The 16692-nt window shown below is 60.4% G+C and carries 13 protein-coding genes and 1 pseudogene; 12 read left to right on the forward strand and 2 right to left on the reverse strand.

Annotation, left to right across the window (positions count from 1 at the left end; translation table 11 throughout):
• Positions 1-140 precede the first annotated feature (140 nt).
• From QSV77_RS16815 to QSV77_RS16830, 4 genes are all read left to right on the forward strand, one after another.
• On the forward strand, positions 141-2918 hold the full coding sequence (locus QSV77_RS16815) for a TonB-dependent receptor (protein WP_302734361.1): 2778 nt from the start codon (positions 141-143) through the stop codon (positions 2916-2918).
• A gap of 104 nt (positions 2919-3022) precedes the next feature.
• Positions 3023-3778, forward strand: coding sequence for a hypothetical protein (locus tag QSV77_RS16820; RefSeq protein WP_302734362.1), 756 nt, complete (start codon positions 3023-3025; stop codon positions 3776-3778).
• A gap of 14 nt (positions 3779-3792) precedes the next feature.
• On the forward strand, positions 3793-5655 hold the full coding sequence (locus tag QSV77_RS16825) for a type I secretion system permease/ATPase (RefSeq protein ID WP_302734364.1): 1863 nt from the start codon (positions 3793-3795) through the stop codon (positions 5653-5655).
• Positions 5642-6955: an HlyD family type I secretion periplasmic adaptor subunit gene (locus QSV77_RS16830; protein WP_302734365.1), complete on the forward strand. Its 1314-nt coding sequence runs from the start codon at positions 5642-5644 to the stop codon at positions 6953-6955. The genes QSV77_RS16825 and QSV77_RS16830 overlap by 14 nt, the downstream gene beginning before the upstream one ends.
• Before the next feature lie 24 nt (positions 6956-6979).
• Here the strand turns inward: QSV77_RS16830 and QSV77_RS16835 are convergent, their stop codons facing one another.
• Positions 6980-7888 (reverse strand): SMP-30/gluconolactonase/LRE family protein, encoded by a 909-nt coding sequence (locus QSV77_RS16835; protein WP_302734366.1) that lies wholly within the window; start codon positions 7886-7888, stop codon positions 6980-6982.
• 46 nt (positions 7889-7934) lie between these two features.
• Positions 7935-8648 (reverse strand): GntR family transcriptional regulator, encoded by a 714-nt coding sequence (locus tag QSV77_RS16840; RefSeq protein WP_142842635.1) that lies wholly within the window; start codon positions 8646-8648, stop codon positions 7935-7937.
• Between the two features lie 118 nt (positions 8649-8766).
• Between QSV77_RS16840 and QSV77_RS16845 the strand changes: the two genes are divergently transcribed.
• The 8 genes and pseudogenes from QSV77_RS16845 (at position 8767) to QSV77_RS16880 (ending at position 16635) form a co-directional block, all read left to right on the forward strand.
• Positions 8767-9819 carry a Gfo/Idh/MocA family protein gene (locus tag QSV77_RS16845; RefSeq protein ID WP_302734367.1) on the forward strand — a complete coding sequence of 351 codons (1053 nt, stop codon included), beginning with the start codon at positions 8767-8769 and terminating at the stop codon, positions 9817-9819.
• Positions 9812-10828: a Gfo/Idh/MocA family protein gene (locus QSV77_RS16850; RefSeq protein WP_302734368.1), complete on the forward strand. Its 1017-nt coding sequence runs from the start codon at positions 9812-9814 to the stop codon at positions 10826-10828. Before QSV77_RS16845 ends, QSV77_RS16850 begins: the two co-directional genes overlap by 8 nt.
• Complete coding sequence (locus QSV77_RS16855) at positions 10825-11904, forward strand: Gfo/Idh/MocA family protein (RefSeq protein ID WP_302734369.1); 1080 nt, start codon at positions 10825-10827, stop codon at positions 11902-11904. The genes QSV77_RS16850 and QSV77_RS16855 overlap by 4 nt, the downstream gene beginning before the upstream one ends.
• A gap of 1 nt (position 11905) precedes the next feature.
• On the forward strand, positions 11906-13630 hold the full coding sequence (gene araD / locus QSV77_RS16860; RefSeq protein WP_302734370.1) for an L-arabinonate dehydratase: 1725 nt from the start codon (positions 11906-11908) through the stop codon (positions 13628-13630).
• Between the two features lie 56 nt (positions 13631-13686).
• A complete protein-coding gene (locus QSV77_RS16865; RefSeq protein ID WP_142842640.1) occupies positions 13687-14397 on the forward strand; it encodes a ribonuclease activity regulator RraA in 711 nt (236 codons plus the stop codon).
• Positions 14398-14466: 69 nt separating this feature from the next.
• Positions 14467-14637 (forward strand): annotated as a pseudogene (locus QSV77_RS16870) (hydantoinase/oxoprolinase family protein); the annotation flags it as partial.
• Between the two features lie 44 nt (positions 14638-14681).
• Positions 14682-15626: an isoaspartyl peptidase/L-asparaginase family protein gene (locus QSV77_RS16875; protein WP_302734371.1), complete on the forward strand. Its 945-nt coding sequence runs from the start codon at positions 14682-14684 to the stop codon at positions 15624-15626.
• A gap of 103 nt (positions 15627-15729) precedes the next feature.
• Complete coding sequence (locus QSV77_RS16880) at positions 15730-16635, forward strand: LysR family transcriptional regulator (protein WP_135397249.1); 906 nt, start codon at positions 15730-15732, stop codon at positions 16633-16635.
• Positions 16636-16692 lie beyond the last annotated feature (57 nt).

The raw sequence follows: 16692 nt of genomic DNA on the forward strand, positions 1-16692 counted from the left end.
TGAAACAAAAACGTATTTATTTTCAGTAATTTATAAAATTTCTTCCGAAAGCCTGAAAAAAATTGCCGAGGCAATCGTCTTTTTGTTGAGTAATCCGGTCAACATATGTCCGGAGTGAAAGACAGGAAGACAAAGCCAGCATGCGCCTCCAGATACGTACGACCGGTTCACAGAAAAAAGCGGGGCAGCGGGCGCGCAGGGCCGCCCTGCTGGCCACGACAGTGGTCGCGGTGTCAATTTCGATGCCGGCTTTTGCGCAGACCGCAACGAATACCGCAAATGGGCAGCGCGCCGGTGGTGAGCAGGGCGCAACGCGGCCATTCAATATTCCCGCCCAGTCACTATCGTCGGTCGTCGGCGCTTTCGGGCGGCAATCCGGCCTTCAGGTCACGCTTGCCACGCCATCTGCCGGCAATGTGCGCACCAATGCCGTCACCGGCAGTTTCACGGTGCGGGAGGCACTGTCACGGCTGCTGGCCGGCACCGGCGTCAATTTCCGCATCGCCGGAAATGGCAGAGCTGTTGTCATCGGCACGGGGCAGGCGGCGGCCGATCTTTCCGGGGCTGAAGGCACGACCGTTCTGGAAGCAATCACCGTCACCGGTAAAACCGGGCGCAATTCCATTGCCGGCACCGGTTATCAGGGGACGCCGGACTGGGTTTATGAAACTCCTGCCAGCATCAGTATCGTCAGCCGCGAGGCGATCCAATCCGCCGGCGTGCGCAATACGCGCGATGTTTTCAACCGCGTGTCCGGTGTTTATGCCGGTGAAGGCAACGGCAGCTTCCCGACAGTTTCGCCCAATGTGCGCGGTTTGCAGGAGAGCGGCCGTGTGGTCGTCTCCATCGATGGAGCGCGGCAGAATGCGCAGCGTGGTTTCAGCACTGGCGGCGCCTCGATTTATTCCGCCAATAATGGCCAGGCCTATGTGGACACAGCCTTTATCCGTGCGGTCGAAGTCGAGAAAATGACCAACGCCACCTCCGGTAATGCCGGTTCTCTGGGTGGCAAGGTTGAGTTCCGCACCATCCGCGCCGCCGATCTGATCCCCGAAGGCGCCAACAAGGGTGGTGAGGTCAATATTTCCCGCGGCACCAACGGTTACGACTTTCAGGGCTCGGTTCTGGCTGCCGTTCGAGAGCCGGATGGCCCTCTTTCTTTCGTCGCAGGTTACAGCCGCACGATCATGGACGAATACAAGATCGGAACGAAAGGTGAGGCCCGAAGCACCGCACTGACAATGAAAGACCTGCTCGGCCGGGACGGCTGGTCGACCTTCTTCAAGGGAGAAGGCGATTTTGGGGACGTGCAGACTTCATTGTCGTGGATGCATCAGCAGAATGATTTCGTGCAGGGCGCGGCCGAGCAGGTTGACCGGGAAAGCGTACGCAACGACAGCATCGTGGCCAAGCTGGACTGGGATCCGGAAAGCGAACTCATCGACTTCAAGTCGTCGCTATGGCTGAACGATAATATGACGCATGAGCTCCGGTCGGCGCGTCCCGGATATGCGGTTGAAACGAACCTTGATATGGGCCTGCGCAGTTTCGGCGGCAGCGTGGAGAATACGAGTCGCTTCGACACCAAAGCGGGTGCCCTCAGCTTGAGTTACGGGGCGGAAGCTTTCAGGGACATTTCCTCATCGGTTGCCACGAGTTCCGCCATTGCGAACAACCCCGCCTTCGCCAGCAGCTACACCGCTTTTAGTCCGCCCGGGCGGCGCGATGTCGCGAGCCTGTTTTTAAACGGTGAACTTGAACCTGCGGATTGGGTAACGGTAAGTGGCGGCGTGCGATATGACTGGTCGCGCCTGAAAGGCAAATCGACATATTACGATGAGATTTCGTACCTGCGAACGATTACAGTTGCATGCGATCCTATCGGCAACAATTACACTGCGTCGCAATATTATTACGCTGTTTTTCTCCCGCAAAATCCCGGCACTAATATCACTGAGGCAAGATTTCTCAGCCGAGTCTGGAGCACTGTTTCATCGAACTGTATGCCAGGAACCGGGCCTTCGGCCACACGATATGATCCCGTTGTCGAAAACCCTGCCTATGAGGTGGATATCGATCGTACGTACAGTGCGTGGCTTCCCTCGGCCACAGTAGAATTCAAGCCATTCGACTGGCTTCGCCCCTATGTGAGCTATTCTCAAAGCTTGCGTCCGCCGACAACTCTGGAGGCTTTTTTTGCCGGTGCTCGCCCCGGAGATTCCGTTGGTTACGAGTATGCCCCGAACCAGTCCCTCCGGGCCGAAAAAGCCACGACCTATGAAATCGGCGCGAATATGAGCTTCGACGGCGTGTTGCTGGACCACGATTCCGTGCGCATCAAAATGGCTGCCTTTCGCCGCGAGGTGAAAGATTACATCGCGCTCGGTTATCTCGTCACCGATCAGGTTCCCGACCGCACCTATACCAGCTTCGTCAATCTTGACGGCACGACCTATATGCGCGGGCTTGAATTTGAGGGCAATTATGATGCGCGAAGCTTCTGGCTTGGTGGTTCGGCAACATTGCTGAAGACCGATTGGCCGGACAAAACGCAGGTTTTTTCCAACGGTACCACAACAACGAGCGGCGAGATCGTCGCCTGGCCCGGCGATGTGGCTCCAAAGGTTAAGCTCACGCTCGATGGCGGTATGCGTTTCTTTGAAGAGAAATTCGCTCTCGGCGCACGGTTGAACCACGTCACACCGACACAATCGCGCTCGCTCGATACGGAGGGCAATCTGCGTGAGGTGACCGATCCCTACACGACGGTCGACCTCTATGGGTCCTACGCTTTCAATGACAAGGCGACACTTCGTTTCGCCGTCAACAACCTGACGGACCGCAAATATATTCCGGCAACAAGCGCCTACACCGCGCCTGGCCGTACCTTTATCGCGACGATGAACGTGAAGTTCTGAGGCGCGGAAGAGATTCTCCGGGCTGGGTTGCAGCCCGTCCCGGAGATGAAACGCCTTCGTCACAGAACGAAGGTATCGCTATTGGCCAGCAAAGGAGTACACCTATGGCTACCACAATTCAACTGACGCAGTCTTCCTCCGACCTGATCGGCTACCTCAACGGTTGGACGAGCGGTTTCGGTTCAACCTATGGTGCGTTCTATGACGCTCAGACCAGCTCTCTCGCCACGACCACCATCAACCCGAACACGACCTATGAGGCGTGGGGTGATGGCAGCAACGGCGGCAAGGGCATCGTCATGAGCGGCGCTCTGCAGTACTCCCAGGGCAACCTGACGGGTTCGGTCGACAGCATCGTTCTCGGCACCGGCTACAGCCAGTCCACCAGCGGCATTGCCGTCAGCCAGCAGGAACTGCTGATCGATCCCGACAGCGCTTACTCGCTTGCCGGCGCGCGCGATCTGCTCGATCTCGCCGTTTACCAGCTTGCCCGTTTTGGCTCGCTTGCCGGTTTTTATGACTACTTCGCAGCTACCGGCACTGTAGTCGAAGATACTGCATCTTCGAACACGCTGACCGGTTTTGCCGGCGCTGATACATTCGTCTTCTCCGGGGGTAACGATATCGTAACCGCTGGACCAACCGGCACCTATGGTTATCAGGATGGTACTGATAAGCTTGACGTATCCGGTTGGGGTTCGACCTCGGTCGCAGACCTGTTCTGGTACAACCTCAACGGCAATGCGGTGGTGGAATCCGACTCCAACGCCTCCGTTTCGATCACACTCGTCGGTGTCGATGCAAGCGTACTCGACGCATCGGACTTCATTTTCGCCAGCGCATCGGCGCTTGCCGCGTAAAGGAAAAACAGGCTGTGGGCTTTCAAAACCACCAGCAGACACCGCCGCAGTCCCTCACTGCGGCGGTTGTTTCGCCCCTTAAAAGTACGTTTCTCGGTATCGCGCTCGTCAGCGGCGTGGTCAACATACTGGCGCTCACCTCGCCGCTCTTCATGCTGCAGGTCTATGACCGGGTGCTGGCCAGCGGCAGCCTGCCGACACTGGTCGGGCTCGCCCTTCTGGCGCTTGGCCTTTACGGTTTTCAGTGCCTGCTTGATATCATCCGCGCCCGTGTTCTGATCCGTATCGGCGAAGATTTCGACATGCGCCATTCAGGCAGGGTGCATGATGCCGTCGTGCGCCTGCCGCTCGTCAACCGCATGCCGGGCGACGGGTTACAGCCGCTGCGCGATCTCGACAATGTGCGCGGCTTCCTCTCCGGCACCGGGCCGACCGCCTTTTTCGATCTGCCGTGGATGCCGCTTTATCTCGGCATATGTTTTCTGTTTCATTTCTGGATCGGCGTGACGGCCCTTGCCGGCGCCATTCTGCTCATATCGTTGACGATCCTGACCAACATCTTTTCCCAGAAGCCGATCCGCGACACGATGGTCGAAAACATGGCCCGCAATCGCCAGCTGGAGGCCTCGCGCCGCAATGCTGAGGTTGTGCAGGCCATGGGGCTTTCCGGCCGGCTCGGCAAACGCTGGCAAAACTCCAACGAGGCCTATCTCGCCGCCAACCGCAAGGCGGGCGATGTGGCCGGCGGTCTTGGCAATATCGCGAAATCGCTGCGGGTCGTGCTGCAATCGGCCATTCTTGCGGTCGGCGCGTGGCTTGTCATCAACCAGGAGGCGTCGGGCGGCGTGATGATTGCCAGCTCGATCATGATGGGTCGGGCATTGGCGCCCGTCGATCTTGCCATTTCCAACTGGAAGTCCTTCGTGGCCGCTCGGCATAGCTGGGCGCGGCTGAGGGAGCTATTCGCGCAGATGCCGGCCAATGCCACGGCCATGGCGCTGCCGAAACCTGAAAAGGAACTGCGGGTAGAGAACGCCACCATTGTTCCGCCGGGCGAGAGAAAGCCGACTGTCACCGGCCTTGGCTTTGTCATCACTGCCGGAAATGCGCTTGGGGTAATCGGCCCCTCCGGCTCCGGCAAATCCACCCTGTCGCGTATTCTCACCGGAGCCTGGATGCCGGCGGCCGGCAAGGTGCGGCTGGATGGCGCGAGCTTTGATCAATGGGATCGCGAGGCTCTTGGTCGCCATATCGGCTATCTGCCGCAGGGCGTGGAGCTGTTCGACGGCACGATCGGCGAAAATATCTCCCGTTTCGAGGACAATCCCGATCCCGAGGCGATTATCGCTGCGGCAAAAGCTGCCGGAGCGCATGAACTGATCCTGCGTTTCGAAAAGGGCTATGACAGCGATATCGGTGAGGCGGGCTCCGCGCTTTCTGCCGGGCAGCGCCAGCGTATCGGTCTTGCCCGCGCACTTTACGGCGATCCCTTCATCGTGGTGCTGGACGAGCCGAACGCCAATCTCGATGCGGAAGGCGAAGCCGCCGTGGTCAAGGCGATTGCGTCGGTCAAGGCGCGCAACGGTATTGCCGTCGTCGTCGCCCACCGACCGAGCGCCATCGGCGTCGTTGATTTCATTCTGATGATGGAAGAGGGGCGGATGAAGGCTTTCGGCCCGCGCGACGAGGTGCTCTCGAAGGTACTGCGTGTTCCCCAGGGGCAGGCTCAAAAAGGGCAGGCTCCCAAGGGATATGCCGCATCCGCCCAGACGATCTCGCCGTTGCGTGTCGTGGCCAATGCTCAGGCCCAGCCAGTGGCGCTGGACGATGCCCGGGAAGAGAACAGCCAGGAAGGAGATGCGGATGTCAAACACTGATCAGCGCACCCATGTGTCGCGTTCCATTCGCACACATCTGCTCGCCGGTCTTGCCGCAGGTGTTGCGTTGCTGGCCGGTGTCGGCGGCTGGGCTGCGACGACCAATCTTGCCGGTGCCGTCGTCGCCTCCGGTCATCTGGTGGTGGATTCCTACAGCAAGAAAGTGCAGCACCCGAGCGGTGGCGTCGTCGGCGAAATTCTGGTGAATGAAGGCGACAGGGTGAAGGCCGGAGATGTCGTCATGCGTCTCGATGCGACGCAGACCCGCGCCAATCTCGCCATCGTCACCAAACGGCTGGATGAGCTGAATGCGCGTATGGCGAGGCTGGAAGCCGAGCGGGACGATATGCCTGAACTGGTCTTCCCGCAGGCTTTGGTGGCACGCAGGGACGATCCCGATGTCGCTTCTTCCATGCGTAGTGAAACCAAGCTGTTCGAGTTCCGCAAGTCCTATCGTGAGGGTCGAAAAGCGCAGCTTTCCGAACGAATTACCCAATTCGAGCATGAAATCGAAGGCCTGAAGGCGCAGGAAGTCGCCTATGATAACGGCCTTGCGGTTTTACAGGCTGAAATCACCTCGCAGAAATCCTTGCGGGAACAGGGCGTCGTGTCCGTGCAGCGGCTGAACAGCCTGCAGACGCAGGCCGCGACATTTGGCGGCGAGCGTGGCGAAAAAATTGCCTATCAGGCGCAGACAGCCGGCCGGATTACTGAAACGAAGCTGCAAATTCTGCAGATCGATCAGGAATTGCGCACCGAAGTCGGGCGGGAGCTGCGTGAGATACAGGCCCAGATGGGCGAATTTGTCGAGCGCAAGGTCGCCGCCGAAGATGAATTGAAACGCATCGATATCATCGCGCCGCAATCCGGCATGGTGCATGAAATGGCCGTGCACACCGTCGGCGGGGTGGTAACGCCGGCTGACCCGATCATGCTTATTGTCCCCGACGGAGACGAGCTGGCGCTCGAGGTGCAGATCGTGCCGAAAGATATCGACCAGTTGCAGGTGGGGCAAAAGGCCATGCTGCGCATGACCGCCTTCAACCAGCGCGTCACGCCGGAACTGGAAGGCCATATCAGCCGCATTGCGGCGGATATCACAACCGATCAGCGCACCGGTCTCTCCTATTATCTGGCGCGGATTTCCGTGCCGGTCACAGAGCGGGAAAAGCTGAACAACGCGCCGCTGGTGCCGGGCATGCCGGCAGAGGCTTTCATCCAGACCAGCGAGCGCACGGCGCTCTCCTATATCGCCAAACCGCTGACGGACCAGATCAGCCGCGCCTTCCGGGAGGATTAGGTTTTCGGAAAGGCAGCAGCCGGCTCAAGCTCCATCCGCAAAGCGGAAGGCCGGAAAACCCTCAACATTGGCCGGAATGGCCCATACGCCGCCCGAGCGCGGAAAGCGTGTGCGGGTCTCTTCGTCCATGTTGTTGCGGTGTGAGGTGACGAAAAGTGTCCGGAAATCCGGGCCGCCGAAACAGGACATTGTGGGGTGCGGCACCGGCATCGGGATTTTTTCCAGCAGCGTGCCGTCATTGCCGTGAATGTTCAGCACGCCAGCGGAAACGCCGGCGCTCCAATAGCGGCCGTCGCCATCCACGCAACCGCCGTCCGGGCGCCCGTCTTCCTTTGTCGGCCTGGCGATGATCCGGCCTTCGTCGAAGAGACCGGTCCGCCGGTCGAAATGCCGTCGGCGGATCCAGCGCTGCACGGAATCGCTGTGCCACATCACCGTGCCATCGGCGGAAAACGCAAGGCCGTTGGGACAGGTCAGCCCCGTTTCGGTACAGCGAATGTCCGTCGCCGTGACCCGCCATAATTGCCCCATCGGCCGAATATCGCTGAAGGCACCGGCGTCCATCGTGCCAACCCAGAAGGCCCCATCGGGACCAACACGCCCGTCATTCAGCCGGCAGGGCAGGTCGTCGGGTGCGGGAATGGTGGCAAGCGTCTCTATCGTGTCGTTTTCCGGGTCCACCAGCAGAATCTGCATGCCGCAGGCAACAATCAGCTTGCCGCTTTCACAAAGCCCGAGACAGGATACCGTATCTGGAAGTGCGCGTGTCCAGTGTTTGCCGCTCGAGGGCACGATGGAATGGAGCTTCTTTTCCATGATATCGCACCAGAAAAGCGTCTGCCGCCGTTCGTCCCATACGGGTGATTCCGCAAGAGTGCCGATCACATCGCAGACGAGTTGCGCTCGTTCCATATTCAGCATCATTTTTGCCATGGCACTCTCATTTCACTGGGGCTGATATTCGACGTATCTTGGTGGCCTATTCGAAATATTCGCGATGAGCCTCGTAGATTTGCGACAGGATGCCAAGGACGCGGCGCAGATGCTGGCGCAGCCATTCCACCGCACGGTCCTCGTCCTTCGCCTTGACCGCGTCATAAACGGCCTCGTGTTCGGAAAGCAGGCGGGCCATATGCGCCTCGTCGGTGATGGCAAGCACCCGTAACCGGTCGAGAGCGGCTTTTTCCCGCATCAGCAAGGTTTCCAGACGATCGAGGCCGGTGGCGGCCGCCAGCGCGCTGTGAAACTGGTCGTCATGCAGGCGGAACGCCTTTCGGTCACCGTCGGTCATCGCCTGGCGCTGCGCAGCCAGAGCCTGTTCGATGTCGCGCATGGCCCGCCCCGACAGGTCCATCTGGCAAAGCCTGCGTATGGCCGCCACTTCCAGCGCCTCGCGAATGAACTGCGCACTTCTGATCTGCAGTTCAGAGAGCTTGGAGACATAGGTGCCCCGGCTCGGCAGGGTGACGATCAGGCCGTCGTCACGCAGGCGGCTCAATGCTTCACGAACCGGCGTGCGGCTGGAATTGAAAAGCTGGCCGATGTCGTTTTCCGAGACGGCCTGACCCGGCGCAAGCTGCCGGTCAAGGATTGCCGCTTTCAGCGCGGCATAAATCTGGTCCACCGCCGGGCGGTTCAGATCCAGCGGCTCCATTTCCGGAGTCGGATATTCCGTTGTCAGGCCTTTTCGCATTTTCCCCCCTGCGTCCGGCAATTTTTCATGAACCTGTTTACCGGAATGCAAATTTATTGACAACCGGCATACCGGTATGCACTTTAACGACCAAACGTGGGTTGGGAGGCTCGCGATCATGCGAACAGGCAAAACTTGTGTCATTGTGGGTGCCGGAATGGTCGCCAGAACGCATTTACTTGCCGCCGCTGCATCTCCTGACAAAGTCAATCTTAAAGGCATCGTGGATGGCGGCTCCGGCCGGGCCGCCCGTCTGGCGCAGGAAGCTTCCGCGCTGATGGGCCATGAGGTCATAGTCTATCACTCCGTTGACGATGTGGCGGCTGATCCCGGAGTGGATTTCGCCATCGTGGTGACGCCGCCAAATGCCCGCGCAGGCGTGGTGGAGCCGCTCGCCCGCGCCGGAAAACATGTCCTGCTTGAAAAGCCGGTTGCCCGTAACACGGCGGAAGCATCCGCATTGGTTGCCTTCTGCCGAAGCGCTGGCATCTCGCTCGGCATTGTTTTCCAGCACCGCATGCGCGCGGCTCCGCTCAAGGCGAAGGAACTTGTTGCGGGCGGCGCCCTCGGTGCATTGGGCGTCTGCGAAATCTCCGTGCCGTGGTGGCGCGCGCAGGCCTATTACGACGAGCCGGGCCGCGGAACGCGGGAGCGGGATGGCGGCGGTGTCTTGATATCGCAGGCGATCCATACGATCGATCTGGCGCTCAGCCTTGCCGGGCCGGTGGCACGCGTGCAGGCCATGGCGGCGACGACGCGGTTTCATCGGATGGAGACGGAGGATTTCGTCTCGGCCGGGCTGCGTTTCGAAAGTGGCGCTGTTGGTTCGCTGATGGCAAGCACGGCCAGTTTTCCCGGAAGTGCCGAAACCATTACCCTGCATTTCGACAAGGCCAGTCTGCGGCTTGCCTCCGGCGTGTTGCAAGTCGACTGGCGGGATGGGCGCAGCGAGGTCTTTGGCGGGGCGGCATCCGGCACGGGTGGCGGCGCCGATCCCATGGCGTTCACCCATGAATGGCATCAGGGTATTATCGAGGATTTTGTCGATGCCCTTGTTTTGGAGCGGGAGCCGGTGGTGACCGGTGAGGCCGCGCTCCTTTCTCACCGACTGATCGATGCAATCGTCAAATCTGCCGAAGGCGGCAAGGAAGTGGAACTGCGCAATGACTAAACCGATCAAGTTTGCGGCTCTCGGTATCGAGCACCGGCATATTTTCGGCATGTCACAGAACATGCTGAATGCCGGCGCGGAATTTGCCGGCTGGTGGACGGAGGGCGAACCCGAAATTGTCGAGGGTTTCCTGAAACGCTTCCCCGATGTTCCGCGTGTGGGGAGCGTTGAAGAGATTCTTGCCGATCCGACCATCGATCTCGTCCTGATTGCCGATGTTCCGAAGAAGCGCGCCGACCTTGCCGTTCGTGCCATGGAAGCGGGCAAGGATGTGATGTCGGACAAGCCGGGATGCACCACGCTTGCCCAGCTGGAGCAGCTGCGCGCCACCGTGGCCCGCACGAAACGCATCTGGTCGGTGAATTTTTCGGAGCGTTTCGAAGTGCCGAGTGTGACGAAGGCCACGGAACTGGTGGCGGCGGGCGCCATCGGCCGGGTGGTGCAGACCATTGGCACGGGGCCGCACCGTCTCAACCGGGCGCTGCGCGCCGACTGGTTTTTCGATCTGGAATCCTATGGCGGTATCCTTACCGATATTGCCAGCCACCAGATCGACCAGTTCATGTTTTTCACCGGCTCGACGGATGTGGAAGTCGTTTCTGCGACAGTTGCGAATTATGCCAATCCCGGCGATCCGGGCTTGCAGGATTTCGGCGAGGTGCTGCTACGCGGTGATCGCGGCCATGGCTATATTCGTGTCGACTGGTATACGCCGGATTCGCTGCCCACCTGGGGCGATGGCCGCCTGACCATTCTGGGAACGGAAGGCTATATCGAGCTGCGGAAATATGTCGATCTCGGCAACAAGCCGGGCACCGACAGGCTTATTCTCGTCAATGGCGATCGCTGCGAATACATAGATGCCTCGGATGCCGGCCTGCCCTATTTCGACCGCCTGTCCGCCGATATCCGCAACCGCACCGAAACCGCCATGCCTCAGGCTCACGCTTTCAGGGTGTGTGAACTGGCGCTGAAGGCGCAGGCAAAAGCCGAAGGGAGAACGGCATGATCGGCGTTGCAATCATCGGCGCGGGCATCGGCGCGTTGCATCTCAAAGGCTATCGCGCGCTTCCAGGCCGCTTTACGGTAAAGGCCATCTGCGATCTCGACCTGGAGCGGGCGCGCAAGCTCGCCGAGGATGACCCCTCGATAAAGGTGACGGCAAGCCTTGAGGAGGTGCTGGCGGATGACAGCATCTCGCTGATCGATATCTGCCTGCCGCCGCACCTGCATTTTCCGGTTGCCCTGCAGGCCCATGCCGCCGGCAAGGATGTGATCTGCGAAAAGCCGCTCGTTCGCTCGCTGGAGGAGGCGCATGCCCTGCTTGTTTCGGTGAAAAACACCGGCCGTCAGGTGTTTCCTGTGTTCCAGTACCGATTCGGCCATGCCATGCGGCAGCTGCGCGCGCTGATCGATGCCGGCCTTGCCGGCAAAGCCTTTGTTGCCAGTTCCGAAGTGCACTGGAACCGGGGTGCCGACTATTATTCAATTCCATGGCGCGGCACCTGGAAGGGCGAATGTGGCGGCGCGACGCTCGGGCATGCCATCCATGCCCATGATCTTATCTGCCATGTGCTCGGCCCGGTCGAGGAGGTGTTTGCCTTCGCCGATACGCGGGTGAACACCATTGAAACGGAAGATTGTGCAGCCATCAGCCTGCGCATGAAAAGCGGTGCGCTGGTGACGAGCTCCGTGACGCTTGGCGCTGGCAATGACACGTCGCGGCTGCGTTTCTGTTTCGAGGGGCTGACTGCTGAAAGCGGCACCAAACCCTATGCGCCGGCCGAGGACACGTGGCACTTCACCGCCCGCGCGCCGACGACGCAGCAGGAGATCGATGCGGTTCTGGCGCGGGTCGGTACGGGGCTGGATGGTTTTGCCGGTTTCCTCGAAGCCATCGCCGATGCGATCGAGGGCAGGGGTGGCAATGAAGTGACCGTTGCCGACGGGTTGCGCTCCATCGAACTCGTCACCGCCACCTATAAGTCGGTACGGCAGGGGCAGCCCGTGCGGTTGCCGCTGAGCGAGGGTGACGATCTCTATAAAGGTTGGGCGCCTGAGACGCCCGTTTCGCGGAAAGTCTGACATGACCGACAGAAAATTGAGATCCGACCGCTGGTTCGCACCCGATGACCTGCGCAGTTTCGGCCACCGCTCACGCATGATGCAGCTCGGTTATGCGGAGGAGGATTTTGTCGGCAAACCCGTCATCGGCATCCTCAACACCTGGTCCGAATTGAACACCTGCCATTCGCATTTTCCCGAACGCGTGAAGGATGTGAAGCGCGGTGTCTTGCAGGCGGGCGGCTTCCCGGTGGAAATGCCGTCGCTTTCGGTCGATGAGAGTTTCACCAAGCCGACCTCGATGCTCTATCGCAACATGCTGGCGATGGAGACGGAAGAGATGATCCGCTCGCATCCGCTTGACGGCGTGGTGCTGATGGGCGGTTGCGACAAGACGACGCCCGGCCTTGTCATGGGCGCGATTTCGGCCGGCGTACCGATGATCTATCTGCCGGCCGGGCCGATGCTGCGCGGCAATTATGCCGGCAAGGTGCTGGGTTCCGGCTCCGACGCCTGGAAATATTGGGACGAACGCCGGGCTGGCAATGTCAGTGACGAGGAATGGCGTGGGCTGCAGGGCGGCATCGCCCGTTCCGCCGGTGTCTGCATGACCATGGGCACGGCATCGACCATGACGGCGATTACCGATGCGCTGGGCCTGACGCTGCCGGGTGCATCCTCCATTCCGGCTGTCGATGCCGAACACCAGCGCATGTCGGCAGGCTGCGGCCGCCGCATCGTGGAAATGGTGGGTGAAGATCTGACCCCGGATCGCATTCTGACGGCGGCTGCATTCCGCAATGCCGCCATCGTTGCCATGGCAACCGGCTGCTCCACTAATGCAGTCGTTCACCTCATCGCCATGGCGCGCCGCGCCGGTGTGCCGATGACGCTCGATGAGCTGGACGAGCTTGGCCGTGTCACGCCGCTCATCGCCAATGTCCGCCCCTCGGGCAAAGACTATCTGATGGAGGATTTTTATTATGCGGGCGGTTTGCGCGCCCTGATGAAGCAGCTTGAAAGCCGGCTTGACTGCTCGGCTCTCACGGTGACCGGCCGCAGCATGGGTGAAAATCTCGAGGGCGCGAAGGTTTATAATGACGATGTGATCCGTTCGCTCGACAATCCGGTCTATGCGGAAGGCTCACTCGCTGTTTTGCGCGGCAATCTCTGTCCTGATGGTGCGGTCATCAAACCCGCCGCCTGCGATCCGAAATTTCACATCCATGAAGGCCCGGCGCTGGTTTTTGACAGCTATCCCGAGATGAAGGCGGCAATCGACGATGAAAATCTCGATGTGACGCCGGATCATGTGCTGGTGCTGCGCAATGCCGGTCCACTCGGCGGCCCCGGTTTTCCAGAGTGGGGCATGCTGCCGATCCCCAAGGCGCTGATCAAGAAAGGCCATCGCGACATGTTGCGCATCTCCGATGCCCGCATGTCCGGCACCTCTTATGGCGCCTGCGTGCTGCATGTCGCGCCGGAGAGTTTCATCGGCGGGCCGCTCGCCTTGCTGAAGTCAGGTGATATCGTACGGCTCGACCTGCCGCAGCGCCGCCTTGACATGTTGGTCAGCGATGAGGAGCTCGCCAGCCGCCGGGCCGCCTGGCAGGCGCCGCCGCCGCGTTATGAGCGCGGCTACGGTTATATTTTTTCCAAACATGTGAGCCAGGCCGATCAGGGGTGCGATTTCGACTTCCTGCAGACCGATTTCGGCCGCACCGCTGGTGAGCCCGATATTTATTGAAGCCATGAGCAGGGCAGAGCCCTCGCCAATGATATAGAATGACAGGAGAGACCGGGATGAACCAAGAGACCCGCGACAAGCTGAAGACCATTTCCGTCGCCACGCTGGCGACAGCGCTTTACAAGCGTGGCCTGCGAAACCAGGTCATACAGGGCGTACATCCGCTCGGCTACAAGGGCACCAACATGGTCGGGCCGGCATTTACGCTGCGTTACATGCCCGCACGCGAAGACCGCAACCAGCTGGTCGAATTTCGCAATCCCGCCCATCCGCAGCGGGTTGCCATCGAAACCTGCCCGCCGGGCCATGTGATGGTGATCGACAGCCGCAAGGATGCGAGCGCCGCCTCGGCCGGCGATATTCTGGTAACGCGCCTTATGGTGCGCGGCGGTGCCGGCATCGTCAGCGATGGGGGTTTCCGCGACGCCGCCACCATCGCCGAACTGGATATTCCGGCCTATCACACCCGGCCTTCCAGCCCGACCAACCTCACCAAACACGAAGCCATCGAAATAAATGGACCCATCGGCTGCGGCGACGCGCCTGTCTTTCCCGGCGATATCATCGTTGGCGATGCGGACTGCGTCATCGTCATTCCCGCTGGCATTGCCGACGAGATCGCCACCGAGGCGGTGGAAATGACGGCTTATGAGGATTTCGTGGTGGAGCAGGTCAAGGCCGGCCAGACGATCATCGGGCTTTACCCCTGCACCAAGGAAGAACACCAGACGGCTTTTGCCGAATGGCGCAAGAAGAACAACCGCTGAGCCTTACAGCCAGTCCAGTGCTTTCGCCGCGCGGATCGCCTCCGCGCGGCGTTTGCAATCCAGCTTGCGGAACAGTTGCTTGCAAAAGCCGAGACCAAGGCGCAGAACGCAGCCGTTGCGTCTCGCGCGGAGAGGGCAAGCCTCAAGACGCTTGAGGTCGAGGATATCCCGATCGCCTATCTGCCGGGCGGTGCTCGCAGGGTGCGCGTACGGGTCATCGGCGATATCGCCTTTCATTGATGGTAAGAGGCCCTGCCGGAGTGGGGTGACGAAGGAGTGAGCACATGACGAAGATCGCACTGGCCATTCATGGTGGTTGCGGCGTGATGCCGGAAGACAGCATGACGTCTGAGGAGTGGGCTGCTGCGCGCGACGATCTGGCAGCGGCGCTGCGTGCCGGTTATGGCGTGCTGAAGGCTGGCGGAACCGCGCTTGAGGCGGTCGAGGCGGCGGTCGTCGTCATGGAGGACAGCCCGCATTTTAATGCCGGGCATGGTGCTGCACTCAACGAAAACGGCATTCACGAACTCGATGCGTCGATCATGGATGGTGCCACACTGGCGGCGGGCGCGATCAGCGCGTCCCGCGCTATCCGCAACCCTGTGAAGGCGGCGCGTGCGCTGATGGTGGATGAACGTGCCGTCTATCTGACGGGTGAGGCGGCCGACCGCTTTGCCAGGGAAAAGGGGCTAGCCACCGAGCCTCAATCCTACTTCACCACGCAAAAGCGCGTGGAGGCACTGTCGGCGATGAAGCGCCACGCCGCCACAGGCACGGAAGCAACTGAAAACGAAAAGCACGGGACTGTCGGCGCAGTGGCGCTCGATGCGGCGGGGCATCTTGCTGCGGCCACCTCGACCGGCGGTTACACCAACAAGCCGGACGGCCGCGTGGGAGACAGCCCGGTAATCGGCGCCGGCACCTATGCGCGGGATGGCGCCTGTGCGGTCTCGGGCACCGGCAAGGGCGAGTTTTTCATCCGTTATGTCGTCGGCCACGAGATCGCGTCCCGCGTTGCCTATCTTGAGCAAGATCTGGAGACCGCCGCCGGCAATCTCGTGCACAAGGATCTGGCTCCCTACAATATCGGTGCCGGGCTAGTGGCGATCGATGCCGAAGGCGGCATATCCGCACCCTATAATACATCCGGCATGTTTCGCGGCTGGGTGACGCCATCGGGAGAGGCACGCGTGGCCACCCATGACATGGTCTATGAGGTGAAATTGTAGGTCGCTGTCGCGGGTAGGATAAAAAACCGGTGACAGGAAGCGCTATCGGCGGCAAAAGGTTTGAACCGATACAGGCGCGTTTTTCATCCATGGTGCTGGCCTCATGAACATCAAGCAGCTCGAAGTCCTGCGCACGCTTCTTTCCACCGGCTCGACCATTGCCACGGCCAAGGCCATGGGTCTCAGCCAGTCCGGTGTCAGCCGGCTTCTGGCGCAGCTCGAATCGGATCTGTCGCTGACACTGTTTGCCCGTGACAAAGGGCGGCTCATTCCGACGCCGGAGGCTGCACTTCTTGCCCGTGATGCCGAAAACGTGCTGCTCGCCGTCGATCGCATGTCCGGCCACGCCGAAGATCTGCGCAATGGTGCTGCCGGCCCGGAAATTGTTCGCATCGGCCTGCCAAGCAGCATGTGGGAAAATTTCGCGCCCGCCATGCTGATCGATTATGTCCGGGATTTTCCCGGCGTGCGTATCGAAACCTTCTTCGAGACGACCACCGCCATCAACAAGCTGGTGGGCGAACGGGTGATCGATCTCGGTTTCCTGCGGATGGAAGGCGAGATCGGGCCGGGCATCGATGTCGAACGTGTTGCAACCGGCAAGAGCGTCTGCGTGGTCCGGCAGGATCATCCGCTGGCTGAACTCACCGAAATCACCGTCAAGGATCTGCGCAATGTTCCGCTCATCCTGATCGGCCGGCAGCGGCCGAACCGTATGGCGCTCGATCAGGTGTTCAAGAAGGCCGGCGTCAAGCCGATGGTGAAGATCGAGACCCATACCAACAGTTCCGCCTGCGCCTATGTGGCGCACGGGTTGGGGGTAACGATCATCAGCAGTTTTTATGCTAACCTCTACCGGCACCTTCCCGTTGTCGCCCGACCATTCGTTCCGCAGGCCACACAGGAATTCGGTCTTGCCCGCGCTTCCGGTGCACCCCTGTCCATCGCGGCGCAGGCACTGAGCGATGCCCTGAAGCGGGAAATCCAGCTTTCGCAAAAAATCGACTGAAAACGGGATTTTGGGCGGGAAATCTCATTGCCTTCATCAGGATGAAACGCGCCGCCA

This window comes from Agrobacterium sp. V1 (assembly GCF_030518355.1).
In the GTDB taxonomy this organism is placed as follows: domain Bacteria; phylum Pseudomonadota; class Alphaproteobacteria; order Rhizobiales; family Rhizobiaceae; genus Agrobacterium; species Agrobacterium cucumeris.